The sequence below is a fragment of the Cellvibrio sp. genome, from assembly GCF_046347455.1.
GTDB lineage: Bacteria > Pseudomonadota > Gammaproteobacteria > Pseudomonadales > Cellvibrionaceae > Cellvibrio.
In genome coordinates this window covers 144,368-159,638 of sequence record NZ_JAXMGC010000004.1, presented here as the reverse complement: position 1 = coordinate 159,638, position 15,271 = coordinate 144,368, and the positions used below count along the sequence as shown (strand labels likewise).

Annotated in this window: 16 protein-coding genes; 15 read left to right on the top strand and 1 reads right to left on the bottom strand. The window is 46.3% G+C overall.

Annotation, left to right across the window (positions count from 1 at the left end; all coding sequences use genetic code 11):
* Positions 1-159 precede the first annotated feature (159 nt).
* The 13 genes from U1F02_RS09115 to U1F02_RS09055 all read left to right on the top strand — a co-directional run bounded on the left by U1F02_RS09115 (position 160) and on the right by U1F02_RS09055 (position 12,009).
* Positions 160-603, top strand: a complete 444-nt coding sequence (locus U1F02_RS09115; protein ID WP_409990074.1) for an ATP synthase subunit I — start codon at positions 160-162, stop codon at positions 601-603.
* 37 nt (positions 604-640) lie between these two features.
* Positions 641-1,558, top strand: coding sequence for a F0F1 ATP synthase subunit A (gene atpB, locus U1F02_RS09110; RefSeq protein ID WP_409990073.1), 918 nt, complete (start codon positions 641-643; stop codon positions 1,556-1,558).
* Positions 1,559-1,621: 63 nt separating this feature from the next.
* Positions 1,622-1,864 carry a F0F1 ATP synthase subunit C gene (gene atpE / locus U1F02_RS09105; RefSeq protein ID WP_409990072.1) on the top strand — a complete coding sequence of 81 codons (243 nt, stop codon included), beginning with the start codon at positions 1,622-1,624 and terminating at the stop codon, positions 1,862-1,864.
* A gap of 43 nt (positions 1,865-1,907) precedes the next feature.
* On the top strand, positions 1,908-2,378 hold the full coding sequence (locus U1F02_RS09100; RefSeq protein ID WP_409990071.1) for a F0F1 ATP synthase subunit B: 471 nt from the start codon (positions 1,908-1,910) through the stop codon (positions 2,376-2,378).
* A 9-nt stretch (positions 2,379-2,387) separates the two neighbouring features.
* Complete coding sequence (locus tag U1F02_RS09095) at positions 2,388-2,924, top strand: F0F1 ATP synthase subunit delta (protein ID WP_409990070.1); 537 nt, start codon at positions 2,388-2,390, stop codon at positions 2,922-2,924.
* Between the two features lie 23 nt (positions 2,925-2,947).
* A complete protein-coding gene (gene atpA / locus U1F02_RS09090; RefSeq protein ID WP_409990069.1) occupies positions 2,948-4,492 on the top strand; it encodes a F0F1 ATP synthase subunit alpha in 1,545 nt (514 codons plus the stop codon).
* Between the two features lie 57 nt (positions 4,493-4,549).
* Positions 4,550-5,413, top strand: coding sequence for a F0F1 ATP synthase subunit gamma (atpG, locus tag U1F02_RS09085; RefSeq protein ID WP_409990068.1), 864 nt, complete (start codon positions 4,550-4,552; stop codon positions 5,411-5,413).
* A gap of 95 nt (positions 5,414-5,508) precedes the next feature.
* On the top strand, positions 5,509-6,888 hold the full coding sequence (gene atpD, locus U1F02_RS09080; RefSeq protein ID WP_409990067.1) for a F0F1 ATP synthase subunit beta: 1,380 nt from the start codon (positions 5,509-5,511) through the stop codon (positions 6,886-6,888).
* 66 nt (positions 6,889-6,954) lie between these two features.
* A complete protein-coding gene (locus U1F02_RS09075; RefSeq protein ID WP_409990066.1) occupies positions 6,955-7,383 on the top strand; it encodes a F0F1 ATP synthase subunit epsilon in 429 nt (142 codons plus the stop codon).
* Between the two features lie 128 nt (positions 7,384-7,511).
* Positions 7,512-8,873: a bifunctional UDP-N-acetylglucosamine diphosphorylase/glucosamine-1-phosphate N-acetyltransferase GlmU gene (gene glmU / locus U1F02_RS09070; RefSeq protein ID WP_409990065.1), complete on the top strand. Its 1,362-nt coding sequence runs from the start codon at positions 7,512-7,514 to the stop codon at positions 8,871-8,873.
* Between the two features lie 85 nt (positions 8,874-8,958).
* Positions 8,959-10,065: a sensor histidine kinase gene (locus U1F02_RS09065; RefSeq protein ID WP_409990064.1), complete on the top strand. Its 1,107-nt coding sequence runs from the start codon at positions 8,959-8,961 to the stop codon at positions 10,063-10,065.
* Positions 10,055-10,807 (top strand): LytR/AlgR family response regulator transcription factor, encoded by a 753-nt coding sequence (locus tag U1F02_RS09060; protein WP_409990063.1) that lies wholly within the window; start codon positions 10,055-10,057, stop codon positions 10,805-10,807. The genes U1F02_RS09065 and U1F02_RS09060 overlap by 11 nt, the downstream gene beginning before the upstream one ends.
* A 200-nt stretch (positions 10,808-11,007) precedes the next feature.
* Entirely contained in the window at positions 11,008-12,009 is a 1,002-nt protein-coding gene (locus U1F02_RS09055) for a hypothetical protein (protein ID WP_409990062.1), read from the top strand.
* 115 nt (positions 12,010-12,124) lie between these two features.
* On the opposite strand, the gene U1F02_RS09050 is transcribed toward U1F02_RS09055, so the two are convergent.
* Positions 12,125-12,832, bottom strand: coding sequence for a DUF6683 family protein (locus tag U1F02_RS09050; RefSeq protein WP_409990061.1), 708 nt, complete (start codon positions 12,830-12,832; stop codon positions 12,125-12,127).
* 249 nt (positions 12,833-13,081) lie between these two features.
* On the opposite strand from U1F02_RS09050, the gene U1F02_RS09045 reads away from it, so the two are divergent.
* A complete protein-coding gene (locus U1F02_RS09045) occupies positions 13,082-13,543 on the top strand; it encodes a helix-turn-helix domain-containing protein (protein ID WP_409990060.1) in 462 nt (153 codons plus the stop codon).
* A 526-nt stretch (positions 13,544-14,069) separates the two neighbouring features.
* Positions 14,070-15,251, top strand: coding sequence for an ATP-binding protein (locus U1F02_RS09040; RefSeq protein WP_409990059.1), 1,182 nt, complete (start codon positions 14,070-14,072; stop codon positions 15,249-15,251).
* Positions 15,252-15,271 lie beyond the last annotated feature (20 nt).

The following is a 15,271-nucleotide window of genomic DNA, read 5'->3' as shown; positions in this document are numbered from 1 at the left end:
CCGCGACAGCTTTTGCTGCTTTGTAAGGATATTGTAAAGCGCCGTGGTTGATGAGAGTGACCTTTGTCACTATAATGCCTGCGCCAAAATTGAGCCTTAAATCCGGTTGATTGTTACCAAAAGTAATAACAACCTTGCGCAAAATCCAAGAGAACGCCTTTGACGAATCGCAATCTTTCGTCCCGCGCCCAGCCCCCTGTGGAGCCTAGAGGTCGCACCTTCGCCTTGGAAATTGTTGCTGCTCAAGTAGTAGTATCGCTGGGGTTGAGCTTGTTTGGGCTCCCTTTCAGCAAGCAAGTCGCAATCGTAATCCTGTCTGGTGGAATGATTTGTTCGTTAGCTAACCTTTGGCTTGCGATTGTTGCGTTTCGCCCCGCGTTGGGAAAACCACCGAGGGAAATGCTGGCTGCCTTTTACCTGGGCGAAATAGGTAAATTTGTAATCACGGCCTTACTGTTCCTGATTGCATTCAAATATGTTGCATGGTTTAAACAAGCGAAATACGCGCTCCTGATTTTTGTGTCCTACGCCTTGGTGCAATGCACGGTGTGGGCATATCCCTTGGCTCGTAGCAGACTCTTGAAGAGTGCTCGCCGAGGTTGATGATAAAAGTTTTTTCATTTTGATTGGGATTAACGACATGTCTGACGTTGAACACGTAAGTGAGCACGGTGAAGCCCTCACCTCATCACAGTATATCCAGCACCACTTAACCAACCTGACCTATGGTCAATTCCCCGATGGCCACTGGGGTTTCGCCGCTAATGCTGCCGAAGCCAAAACCATGGGCTTTTGGGCAATTAACGTGGATACCATGGGCTGGTCACTATTCCTCGGTTTAGTGTTCTTTTTGATTTTCCGCAGTGTTGCCAAGAAAGTAACCTCTGATACTCCAACCGGTTTGCAAAACGTGGTTGAGTCAGCAGTTGAGTTTGTTGAAGGCAACGTAAAAAGCATGTTCCCTTACCAAAACAAAATGGTTGCGCCTATGGCGTTGACGATTTTCGTTTGGGTGTTTTTCATGAATGCGATGGACTTGTTGGCTATCGATTTGCTGCCAACCATCGCGCAAAAAATCGGTGGTGCCATGGGCGCCAACCCACACGAAGTCTTCTTCAAAGTGGTTCCTTCTACTGACCCTAACATCACTTTGGGTATGGCAATGTGTGTATTTGCCTTGATCCTGTGGTACAGCATTACTCAAAAAGGTCCATTGGGTTTCTTGAAAGAACTGACTTTGCATCCGTTCAGCAGCAGCAACCCTATTGTTCAAGCCTTGTTTATTCCGGTTAACTTCGTCTTGGAATTGCCAACGCTGATTTCTAAACCTGTTTCTCTTGGTCTTCGTTTGTTCGGCAACCTCTACGCGGGCGAAATTATCTTCATCCTGGTTGCCATCATGTATGGCGCTGGTGTGTTGTTTGCGCCTTTGGCTGGTTTAATTCAGGTTGTGTGGGCGCTTTTCCACATTCTGATTATTTTCTTGCAAGCAATGATCTTTATGGTGTTGACCATTGTTTACATGAGTCTGTCTTACCAGACAGAAGAGCATCACTAATTTTTGTTTTTGGTTTGTTTTTTTGTTTTAACTTTTTAACTTTAACTTTGTAGGAGAAATACAGTGACTGAAGCATTAGCTTTTTTATACATCGCAGGTGCCCTGGTAATTGGTTTGGGTGCAGTTGGCGCAGCAATCGGCGTAGGTATTTTGGGTGGTAAGTTCTTGGAGGGCGGTGCTCGTCAACCAGAATTGATCCCAATGTTGCGTACCCAATTCTTCGTTGTTATGGGTCTGGTGGACGCGGTTCCAATGATTGGTGTTGGTATCGGCATGTACATCCTGTTCGCAGTTGTTGGTCAGTAATTCCACACAACTTTTTTAAACCCTTTAACAAAGGCATTTAAACGTGAACATTAATGCAACGTTAATTGGCCAAATGGTGGCGTTTGTCATCTTTATTTATCTGACAGGTCGTTTTGTGTGGCCACCCATTGTTGCGGCAATGGCTGAGCGTAGCAAACGTATTGCAGATGGCCTCCAGGCTGCGGATAGGGCTGAAAAAGATCTTGAATTAGCCAAGCAAAAAGTAGCTGAACAGCTTTCTACTGCAAAGAAAGAAGCTGCCGCTATTGTCGATTTGGCAAACAAGCGTGCGATTGAAATTGTTGAAGAAGCAAAAGCAAAAGCCCTTGTTGAAGCTGAGCGTGTGAAAGCCGCTGCCCAAGCTGAAATTGAGCAAAACGCTAGCCGTGCGCGTGAAGAATTGCGTGCGAAGGTAGTGACTCTTGCTTTAGCCGGTGCAGAAAAGATTCTCGAATCTTCTATCGACCAAAATGCTCACAACGAGTTGGTAAATAAACTCGCTGCCGAGCTCTAAGAGGTAGATATGGCTGAACTAACCACCTTGGCAAGACCTTACGCCAAAGCCGCATTCGAATACGCCAAAGCTGCTAATAAACTGCAGTCATGGTTTGAAGCATTGGAAGTATCAGCCGCCGTAGCAGAACAAGACCAGGTTAAAAAAGCGCTAGCCGCTTCTGGTCTGACTGCCGAGCAGAAAGCTTCCGTGTTTGTACAAGTGTGTGGTGAGCAGTTGGATGCAAATTTCAAAAATTTCATCCAGACCCTTGCAAGCAACAAGCGTTTGGCACTGCTTCCTTTTATCAAGGAATTGTTTGCCAACCTGAAAGCGCAGCAAGAAAAAACTATCGATGTTGAGGTGACAGCGGCTTACGAGTTGCCTGTTGACTTAATTAACAAATTGGCCCAATCACTGAGCGCCAAGTTGGATCGTCAAGTAAACGTTAACAGCTCTGTTGATAAGAGCTTGTTGGGTGGAGCGATGATCCACACCGGTGACGTTGTAATTGATGGTTCCGTCCGTGGCCGCTTGGCGAAACTCGCCGAAGCATTGAAATCCTAATCGTTGGGATTGAGGAACAGAGCATGCAGCAACTGAATCCTTCTGAAATCAGCGAAATCATCAAGAAGCGTATTGAGAGTCTTGAGTTTTCGACAGAAGCACAAAACGAAGGTACGGTGGTATCCGTTACCGACGGTATTATCCGCATTCACGGTCTCGCCGATGTTATGTACGGCGAGATGATCGAGTTCGAAGGCGGCGTTTATGGTATGGCACTGAACCTGGAGCGCGACTCCGTAGGTGCTGTAATTCTGGGTGACTACCGCGGTGTTGCCGAAGGTCAAAAATGTAAGTGCACCGGCCGTATTCTGGAAGTTCCTGTGGGTCCAGAGTTGTTGGGTCGTGTAGTTGACGCTTTGGGTAACCCAATCGACGGTAAAGGTCCATTGAACACCAAGATGACCGATGCGGTTGAGAAAATCGCTCCCGGCGTAATTTGGCGTAAATCGGTAGACCAACCTGTTCAAATCGGTTTGAAAGCAATCGATGCGATGGTACCTATCGGTCGCGGTCAACGTGAGCTGATCATCGGTGACCGTCAAATCGGTAAAACCGCTATTGCGGTTGATGCAATCATCAACCAAAAAGGTTCTGGCATTAAGTGTATCTATGTTGCCATCGGTCAAAAGGCTTCTTCTATTGCGAGCGTTGTTCGTAAGTTGGAAGAAAACGGCGCTATGGACCACACCATTGTGGTTGCAGCTACCGCTTCTGACCCAGCTGCAATGCAGTTCTTGGCTGCGTTCACTGGTTGCACCATGGGTGAATACTTCCGTGATCGCGGTCAAGATGCCTTGATCATTTATGATGACTTGACCAAGCAAGCTTGGGCTTACCGTCAAATCTCTCTCTTGTTGCGTCGTCCACCAGGTCGTGAAGCTTATCCTGGTGACGTGTTCTATCTCCACAGCCGTCTGTTGGAGCGCGCATCACGTGTGAGCGAAGACTATGTTGAGAAATTCACCAATGGCGCAGTGAAAGGCGAAACCGGTTCTTTGACCGCTCTGCCAATCATTGAAACCCAGGCTGGTGACGTTTCTGCGTTCGTACCAACCAACGTGATTTCTATTACCGACGGTCAGATCTTCCTTGAATCTGGCATGTTCAACTCAGGTATTCGTCCTGCGATGAACGCCGGTATTTCGGTATCGCGTGTAGGTGGTGCTGCGCAAACTAAAGTGGTTAAGAAATTGTCAGGCGGTATCCGTACTGCTTTGGCGCAATACCGCGAATTGGCTGCGTTCTCGCAGTTTGCCTCTGACCTCGACGAAGCTACCAAAGCTCAGTTAGATCACGGTCAACGCGTAACTGAATTGATGAAGCAAAAACAATTTGCTCCATTGAGCGTTGCGCAAATGGCATTGGTATTGTTCGCTGCCAACGAAGGCCACTTGAAAGATATTCCTGTTAACAAAGTGCTCGACTTTGAAGCTGCCCTGCTCTCTTTCGCTAAATCGCAATACGCGGACACGATGAACCACATCGACGCGACCGGTGATTGGAACGGCGAATTGGAAGGCAAGTTCAAAGAACTGGTTACCAAGCTGAAGACAACTGGCACCTGGTAATAGCCGTTAACCGAAGCTGCGCTTAAACGCAGCTTCATCTTTCAAGAGTTTTTGCGTATGGCAGGCACTAAAGAAATCCGGACGCAAATTGCAAGCGTCAAAAGCACGCAGAAAATTACCAGCGCAATGGAAATGGTTGCCGCTAGTAAAATGCGTCGTGCGCAAGACCGCATGCAGCTGGGTAAACCTTACGCCAGTCGCATGCGTGAAGTAATCGGGCACTTGGCCAATTCCAATCCCGAATACAAACACCGTTTTATGCTGGAACGTCCAGTCAAGCGTGTGGGTTTTGTCATAGTGTCCAGTGACCGCGGCCTCTGCGGTGGTTTGAACATTAACGTGTTTAAAGCCGCGATCAAATCCATGAAATCCTGGGCAGACCAGGGCGTGGCCATTGATCTGTGCCTGATCGGTGCGAAAGCCGGTGCTTTCTTCAAGAGTTTCGGTGGCAACATTGTTGCTGCAACTCGCGATTTAGGTGAAGCACCAGCCGTTGCTGATCTGATTGGCGGCGTTAAGGTCATGTTGGATGCATTTGAAGAAGGCAAAATCGACAAGCTGTTTTTGGTGAGTAACGAGTTTGTTAACACCATGACGCAGTCGCCACGTGTCCAGCAGTTGTTACCGCTGTTGCCTGATGAAAACAGCAAGCTCAAGCATCACTGGGATTATATCTATGAGCCCGATGCCGAGTTCCTGTTGAAAGGTCTGTTGACTCGCTTTATTGAGTCGCAAGTCTATCAGGCCGTTGTTGAAAACGCCGCGGCTGAACAAGCTGCACGTATGATTGCGATGAAGTCCGCAACCGACAACGCTGGCGAGTTAATCAACAGCTTGAAACTGATTTACAACAAGGCGCGTCAGGCAGCCATTACCCAAGAGATCTCCGAGATCGTGGGTGGTGCGGCAGCAGTAAGCTAAGACGCAAACCTTATTTAACTTATTTTAAGTTTAACCTTCAGGTCCGAAGCGGTTTATAAAGGCCTGATATTTCTGGAACAAATGAGGAACCGGAAATGAGTAGCGGACGTATTGTTCAAATCATTGGTGCGGTAATCGACGTGGAATTCCCACGTGATTCAGTACCAAAAGTGTATGACGCACTGGTTATTACCGAAGGCAATTTGACCCTCGAAGTTCAACAACAGTTGGGCGACGGTGTTGTTCGTACTATTGCACTCGGTTCATCTGAAGGTTTGCGTCGCGGCCTTTCAGTAACCAACACCCAAGAGCCAATCAAAGTACCTGTGGGTAAAGAAACCCTCGGTCGTATTATGGACGTATTGGGTAACCCAATTGACGAAGCTGGCCCTATCGGCGAACAAGAGCGTATGCAAATTCACCGTGCTGCTCCTAAGTACGAAGAATTGGCTGCTTCTGAAGAGCTTTTGGAAACCGGTATTAAAGTTATCGACTTGGTATGTCCTTTCGCCAAGGGTGGTAAAGTTGGTCTGTTCGGTGGTGCCGGTGTAGGCAAGACCGTAAACATGATGGAACTCATCAACAACATCGCAAAAGAGCACAGCGGTTTGTCTGTATTCGCCGGTGTAGGTGAGCGTACTCGTGAAGGTAACGACTTCTACCACGAGATGAAAGAATCTAACGTAGTAGACAAAGTAGCGATGGTTTACGGCCAAATGAACGAGCCGCCAGGTAACCGCTTGCGTGTTGCTTTGACTGGTTTGACCATGGCTGAAAAATTCCGTGACGAAGGTAAAGACGTATTGTTGTTCGTTGACAACATTTACCGTTACACCCTTGCTGGTACTGAAGTATCTGCATTGTTGGGCCGTATGCCTTCAGCGGTAGGTTACCAACCAACATTGGCGGAAGAAATGGGCGTTCTGCAAGAGCGTATTACTTCTACCAAAATCGGTTCTATTACCTCTGTACAAGCGGTATACGTACCTGCGGACGACTTGACTGACCCGTCTCCTGCAACCACCTTTGCTCACTTGGATTCAACCGTAGTATTGAGCCGTGACATCGCCGCTAAGGGTATTTACCCAGCGATCGATCCACTGGATTCAACCTCGCGTCAGTTGGACCCAATGGTTATCGGTCAGGAACACTACTCTGTAGCCCGTGGCGTACAAACCGTACTGCAACGTTACAAAGAGTTGAAAGATATTATTGCGATCCTCGGTATGGATGAATTGTCTGAAGAAGACAAACAAACCGTAAACCGCGCGCGTAAAATCGAGCGTTTCTTGTCTCAACCTTTCCACGTAGCAGAAGTATTCACTGGTTCACCAGGCAAATACGTTCCGTTGAAAGAAACCATCCGCGGCTTCAAAGGCTTGTTGGCTGGTGACTACGACCACCTGCCAGAGCAAGCGTTCTACATGGTTGGTTCAATCGACGAAGCTATCGAGAAAGCGAGCAAGCTCAAGTAATTACTGACCCCGGCCACTAGGTCGGGGTTTGTCACTTGGGTTTGAAATTCATCAAGAGAGACAGATATGGCCATGACTGTTCAATGCAATATCGTCAGCGCTGAGCGCGAGATTTTCTCTGGCTTGGTCGAAATGTTGATTGCGACGGGTAGCGTCGGTGAAGTTGGTATCACCTATGGTCACGCCCCACTGTTGACTGGTTTGAAACCAGGCCCAGTACGTGTGATCAAGCAAGATGGTACCGAGGAAATCTACTACGTTTCCGGTGGCTTCCTGGAAGTACAGCCCTACCACATCAGCGTATTGGCAGACACTGCTTTGCGCGCCGACGATGTGGATGAAGCTGCCGCTCTTCAGGCTCAGCAACACGCTCAGCAAGAACTGGCAAACAAAAGCGGTGAGTTTGATTACTCCCGCGCGGCGATCCAATTGGCAGAAGCGTCTGCACAATTGCGCACCTTGCAAGCTATCAAGAAAAAGGCTGGCAAGCAGTAAGTTAGATGTAAGTAAAAAAGGCGACTTTCGAGTCGCCTTTTTTATTGGTTCATCACGGCGATTCTGGGCATACCCCAAGCAGGGCGCTAGAATGCCGACCTCACATTTGTTTATGTAAAGGAATCATCATGCTCGACATACTCATTCTCGCTGCCGGTAAAGGCACTCGCATGCGTTCAGATTTGCCTAAAGTGTTGCACCCCATTGGTGGCAAAGCTTTGGTGCAACATGTGGCAGATACCGCTCGCCAAGTCGGTGGTGAACAATTGTTGATTATCGTTGGTCATGGTGCAGAAAAAGTTGAAGAGCGCATGGCAGCGCCTGATGTGAAATTTGTATTGCAAGCGCAACAGCTCGGCACTGGCCATGCTGTGCAACAAGCGCTTCCACAATTGCGTAACGACGCGACCGTGTTAATTCTTTATGGCGATGTTCCCTTAACTCGTGCAGAAACCCTGCAAAAATTAATCGCTGGCGTGAGCGAAAAGCAAATGGGCTTGCTCACGGTGAATATGCAAGACCCGACCGGCTACGGTCGTATTGTCCGCGATGCATCTGGCGCAGTGACCGCGATTGTTGAACATAAAGACGCGAGCGACGAGCAAAAGAAAATTGCCGAAATCAACACAGGCATCATGGCGGTAAAAGCCAAGCATCTGCAAAAGTGGTTGCCAGCTTTGAAGAATAACAACGCACAAGGCGAATACTACCTCACCGATATTATCGCGATGGCGAAAGCAGACGGAGTTGCGATTCATGTCGAACAACCCAATGCGGTAGAAGAAGTTGAAGGCATTAACAATCGCCAACAACAAGCAGCGCTTGAACGCTTTTATCAAAAACAAAAAGCGAATGAATTGATGGTTGCCGGTGTAACCTTGCTCGACCCAGCGCGCATTGATATTCGTGGAAATTTAACCGTAGGTCGAGATGTAGTAATCGACGTTAATTGTGTGTTCGAGGGTGAAATTGAATTAGGCGATGGCGTTGTGATTGAACCAAACTGCGTCATCATCAATAGTAAAATTGGTGCGGGCAGTCACATCAAAGCCTACACGCATATTGAAGATTCTGTTCTTGCCGCTGATTGTGATATTGGCCCTTACGCACGCTTGCGTCCCGGTACCGATTTGGCGGACGGCGTAAAAATCGGTAACTTCGTAGAAACCAAAAAAGCAGTGATCGCCAAAGGGAGTAAAGTAAATCACTTGTCCTACGTGGGTGACGCAATTGTTGGCAGCAACGTAAACGTCGGCGCAGGCACCATCACCTGTAACTACGACGGCGTAAATAAATTCAAAACCGAAATTGGCGATAACGTATTTGTTGGTTCCAACTCCGCATTAGTTGCGCCGGTAAAATTGGGTGCAGGCAGTACGATTGGAGCGGGCTCGGTAATTACCAAAGATGTTGAAGCCGCTGAGTTAGCAATTGGCCGCGGCAAGCAGCGCAACATTCAAGGTTGGGAAAGACCGACCAAGAAAAAGTAATTCAGCGGAAGCCAATCAGAAAAGGATTTCTGTAATTTCCATTTTAAAATAATAAACATTATATTGAAATTTATAGGTAACACGGATGCCTGTATTTAACCTGAAGATCTACGGTCGGTTGTTTTTATACGCCGCACTTTTTTGGATGACCTTGGGTCTTTTGCACGTGGTTTCGCTTTGGCTTGAAGAGCCAGCTGCGCATCGAATGGCGTTCTTGTCCCAACAACGAATAACACTTTTTGTCTATGCCTATCTTTGCTGGGCATTCCTCACCGTTTTCCTTTATTACCTGATTGAATCAGATCCCCCGTCCAAAAATAATCTTCGTTGGATTCTGAATTTGACCATCACTGCAATTGTATGGTTGATTTTAATAACCCTGATCAATCAGTCGCTCAGCCAGTTATTATGGGGACAAAAATTAAAATCCTTTAGCTACATGCTCACGAGCATGCCGCCGTTTTTACATTTATTTAATTTGGTAAAAGTTTTACTTATCTATTCTGCGTGTACGGGGCTATTTTTTTACAGGCGCATGCAAGAGTCTCGCATCAAAATATTGGAATTGGAAAGGGAACATATCCAACATTTAGAACAGCAATCGCGCTTTCAATTGCAGGCCCTTCAATCGCAACTAAGCCCGCACTTTTTGTTTAATTGCTTAAATACCATTAGCGGTTTGGCGCGCATGCAAGATACCTCAGCAATTACTAAAGCAATTGCACACTTGGGCGGCTTATTGCGCTACGCCGTTGAAGCCGCCAGCCAAGCACAGGTTTACCTGGCAGATGAAATTCGCTTCACCCAGGATTATCTTGCGTTACAAGCGAGCCGATTCGACGGATGTTTTGATGTGCAATTTACGGTTGATGGTGTTGATACTTATCATTTATGTCCCCCCTTTTGTATTCAAACACTGGTGGAAAATGTGTTTTCACACAATGATATGAGCCAAACAAATCCCATTCACATACGCGTAAAAATTAGCGAGCAGAATTGTTTAATTCAAATAAACGTGGAAAATTCTCCGCGTTTGCTCAGTGAATATGAAAGTACAGGCACGGGTTTGCAATCTTTGAAAAACCGCTTACAGGTTCTTTACGGGCAGCAAGCAGATCTCAGCGTGGTGGAATCCCAAGAATACTTTAAGACCAGCATTATTTTTCCGGTGGCACAGCAACATGATCACTAACGTCATGATTATCGATGATGAGCCCTTAGCCAGAATCAATCTGCGGCTGCTCATCGAAAAATACACCGATTGGAAGATTGTGCTTGAACTGGAAAACGGCCTAGACCTCGAAAACTATGTAAGTCAGCTGCAACCGGATTTAATTTTTATGGACGTGCGCATGCCTAAACGCAATGGCATTTTGGCGGCCAAAGGTTTGCTTGCTGTTCCAAATGCGCCACTTATTGTTTTTACCAGTGCCTTCGGAGATTACGCGCTGGAGGCGTTTGAACTTTATGCGCTGGATTATTTGTTAAAGCCCTTTAGCGATGAACGTTTCAAGCAAACCCTTGCACGCTTGGATAAATTATCAGGTACAGCTTCCACGTTGAAACTGCAGCGCGAACCCGACAAGCAAAATACCCAAAAACCTTATCTCAAAATTTTAATTGTGCGTTCCGTGGGGCTCATCCAAGTTGTAGATCTTAACGACGTTGTATGGTTTCGCGGCTGCGGCAATTATGTGGAAGTTATTTTGCAAAATGAAAAATATTTGCATCGCGTCCCCATGTCCTATCTTGAAGACAATATGGATCCGAACGTATTTGCGCGATGCCATAGAAGCGCCATAGTGCGCGTGTCGTCTATTAAAGAAATTAGAAGCCAAGATGACGGGCAATTTAACTTGGTGTTAAAAAATGGCGATACACTAAAGCTAAGTCAAACCTACAAGGAAAGTCTTCTCGCGCGCATCGAAAGCTAAGCTCGCACTTTTTGTTTGGCTTATGCGCAAACAAATTCCCTCAACAAATGTCTTCTGATTGGTCACACCAATTCTATCGTTTACACCGCCACTTCCTTGTTTTATCACAGTCCCCTTGAGTGCTGCGGCCTATTTTTTAATATCCACCAAGCTCGCGGCAGCGGGTATAACAAGACCATTAATCTTCGGTGGAGGCCCCCATGAAAAATCAACAACTCATCGCGCCCTCAGTAGCCCTAAGTGCAATTCTTTGCATTCTATCGGCATGCGGTGGTGACAGTGGAAAGAGCGGTAATGTTGCAAGCTCAGAAACAATTATTATTTCAAGTTCCAGCTCCAGTTCCAGCAGTCTTATGTCAAGCAGTACCTCTAGCAGTTCAAGCACGAGTAGCCAAGTTTCAGATGCAGGCGTAACCGTAGGGACTCTCGCCAAAAAGGCGGCATTAAATGGCGACGGCCTCACGCTCGATAAAAATGGCAATGTATTTGTGGGCACGTCCAAGGGCCATACGATTTATCGCGTGACCACAAAAGGTGAAATTTCACTTTTCGCCACGCTAGCGAACGGCTCGGCAAATGGCTCTGATTTCGATTCAAAAGGTAATTTGTTTGTTGCAAACGAAACCTCGGGCATCATCCACAAAATTACACCGGATGGTACGGTGACTGATTTTCTAACTGGCATGGATGGTCCCGCCGGTATGTATATTGATGAACAGGATAATTTGATTGTGGGTATGTTTGGCTACGCAACACCTGCGGCAAAAGTATTGAAAATCACCCCGGACGGCACCATTAGCACGCTGGCGAGCGACGGCGGTTTAGCGAACGTAGTTGGTGTTGCGGGCGATGGTAAGGGCAGGTATTTCGCGTCCAATTTCTACACCGGCGAAATTTTTGAGGTGACGGGTGGAAAGGTAAAACAAATTGGCACTAGCGACACGCGCGTTAACCACATCAAATATTTTAATGGCTACATCTATACGCCTAACCCGCTCAATCAGGAAATTCGCCGCGTAGATTTGTTTGGAAATTTCCAATTAATTGCCGGCACAAAATCTGTAGCCGGCTCACAAGATGGTGCGGCCTTGCAGGCAACATTCAATCGCCCTAACTCGATTGATATCTCAGCGGATGGCAAAACCATTTATATCCTTGACTTCAATACAGGTGACGTAAGAACTGTATCGGTTCCGCAATAAGTACAGCATTACTTCTTGGGCGGCTCAGATTCGATAACTGAGCCGCCTTTTTTCTGTTAATTAAAGTCCAAAGCTTTTTTAATCCCCCGACCAAAACCAAGGAATTCAACCAGAGTTAGTGCAGACTTACCTGCCCACCTTTAATTTCCAGAGTGTCGGCCGGGCGGTTGAGTAGCTGTTCAAGATTGGCTTTTGCGTGATTGCGAAAATGGGTTTCTGCTTTTGGATTAGGTGTTTGAGCAAGAGCTAACCTAGCTGTGGTCATAAACATGCCCATCATCGCTAACTGTTCGTAGGCTTGGCGCTTTTGTGCGGGTGTGGACTCTACGAATTGCGGTGAGCTTGCGAGTGCGGTACGCAAATGCGCCGTCAGTGCGACAAACTCCTCGTCAGGAGGCAGTGAAGTTCCGTGCATAGCGATGTAGTTTCCAACGAGGAAGGCCGCCAGCGCGGACGCCACATCATCATTCGGCAACCCAAGTCGATTAGTCACCTGCTCAAAATTGGCGAGTGAGTCAGTGAACACTTTCGTAAGTTGTGCACGGTCAGCACCTGTGTAGCGCGCGGCCAAATCGGCGGCTACGGTTGACTTGCCGGTGCGCGGCGCAATCGTTGAAGTCTCTGCAGCCGCCTCTTCACTAGCATTATTCAGAACGGAAAAATTGAGAAAGCTGTTCGCCGCATAATTAACTTGAGGAACGCCATAAGTCGCGTAATCCTGGCCCAGCCATTGAGCGTGGGAAGAAATGCTCGCAGTGCTCAGTAGCGCAACGCTGGCGCTCACCTTAAGCAATTGAAGAAAATCTTTAGTTGTAAAATCCATAAAATCCCTCGAGGTCTCCAGAATTTATTCGTCAAAAAGGCACGTTATAAAAAGTAGACTGCAGAAAAAACGGGGCGAATGTAAATTGCTAAAGCCATTCGATCAATATAAGTGAGACGCCATTTTTAATTTGGTGTACTAGATCTCACTTAAGTCCGGACTGTTTCGCTCTTTTGTCAGGTTCCTGACGTGTTCTACACTCACTTCATCTCCGACACTTCTCCCACCTCAACACACACAGGTGACGATATGATTGTTAAAAAACTCAGGCTACAACGCGGTCGGTCGCAAGAACATTTGGCGGAATTAACGAATTTAAGTGTTCGTACTATTCAGCGCTTGGAGCGCGGTCATAAGCCCGGGTTGGAGACACTGAAATCGCTTGCGGCGGTGTTTGAGGTTGACATACAAACCTTTGAAGCCGGAGATAGTGATATGAACACGCAACACCTAAAGGCCGATGAAGTACAGGCCATGCATTACGTTAAAGGCGTTATTGAGTTTTACTCCCACGTTTTGATGTACGTTGTTTTTACCAGCACGTTTTTATTAAATGGAGGTTGGCACCTACAAGGAATCCACTGGCCATTTTTGGGTTGGGCTTTGGGCTTAACCATGCATGGGCTCTGGGCACATGATGCTTTTAGTTGGATTACACCGCCCAAATGGGAATTGCGATTGGTAGAGAAACGTTTGGGAAGAAAGCTGTAGAAAAATGGCAGAAAGACAAAAGCCCTGCGGTTCCATGCGGGGCTTCAACATTTCAATTTCAGGGTTTGCGAGTAATACCAAAGAAGATTGGCAAGATCGGTAGCCTGCGAATCAACCCATACAAGTTCATAAACCAAGCTCAACAAACACGAAAAGTGCCATACTCGCCCTTCTTCACAAGGTGATGACTTTAAAATGGAAGTTGTTGTTGCACACAACCTCAGAGGTATTTAATCTCCTAGCGAATAGATTGAAACCTCTTATTGGTCAAAATAAATAATTTAGTAGGGACTTCATGCGACTCAATGTAGGTACGAAACTCTGGCTTGCTTTTGTGAGCACCATAGCTCTTTGTGTATTAGCACTTTATCTCCTGTTACATAACAGTTTGAGACAAGGTTTTCTGGATTACACTTCCAAACAATCGGTGCAGCGGCTGGAAATATTGCGCAGTGCACTGATAAAAGTGCATCGGGAAGAGGGCTCTTTTTCTGGGTTGGAATCTAATCCATCACGCTGGCTAAATTTGAAAGATATTATTTTTGCAGAGAGTGATGCACTCTTTGAAGGTATACCGGTAACACAAGGCGCAGATGCAGAGGCACCACGTGCCTATTATCGTGAATTCGTCAGCAGTATTAATTTGCATGATGCCGATAAAAAATTACTGTTAGGTGTTAGCAAGCCTAATCAAACGCTGGATTGGATTCCGATCACTCAAGCTAATAATATTATTGGTTTTATTAGTTTTGTAAAACCTAAGGTTGTGAGCCGACAGCAAGACCAAAATTTTATACAACATCAATTTAAAATTTTCAGTGTAATTAGCCTATTTGTATTGGTGATTGCGACCATTGTTGCCACTTTATTAGCGAGAAGAATTAGTAAACCACTCACCAGCCTCGCACAAAAAGCTCATGCTTTGTCTTCCGGAGACTATTCCCAAAAAATACCTGTATCCAGTCAAGATGAAATCGGCCAACTTTGCAATAGTTTTAACCAGCTTAGCGAAGCACTTGCGGCTAGTCAAAAATCACGTGCGCTTTGGGTTGCGGATATTTCCCATGAAATGCGCACGCCACTCTCTGTATTAAAAGTACAAATAGAAGCTATGCAAGATGGAATCAGGCCTGCAAATCACGAGAATTTGGGGTTTGTCTATGAAAAAGTGCTTGGCCTTAGCAATTTAATCGACGATTTATTTGAGCTGTCATTATCAGATGTAGGTGCCTTAACTTATCACAAACAGAATGTTTCCCTCGCGCCATTGGTAAAAACGTGTATTGATCATTTTCAAGTAAAAGCGCAAGCCGCGGGACTAACACTAAAAGATAATATTGATGCAGGGCAAGATTACTTGATAATGGCAGATAGGAATCGACTACAACAGCTATTGAGTAACCTATTTGAAAATTCGATTCGTTATACGTCTTCAGGTGGAATAATTGAAGTGGGTATCGGCGTGCGAGACACGTTTATTCAAATCACCATAGATGACAGCCCACCAGGTGTTGAGCTGGAACAACAAGAAAAAATTTTTGAACGACTCTATCGTTTAGAAAATTCCCGTAGCCGAGAAACTGGTGGTGCTGGTTTGGGCCTAGCGATTTGCAAAAACATTGTCGATGCACATCAAGGCAAAATTACTGCAAGTAGTTCACACTTGGGTGGATTGCAAATTCGTGTCGAGTTACCAAGAAGTTTTTAAAATCTGTCGATGGAATAAAA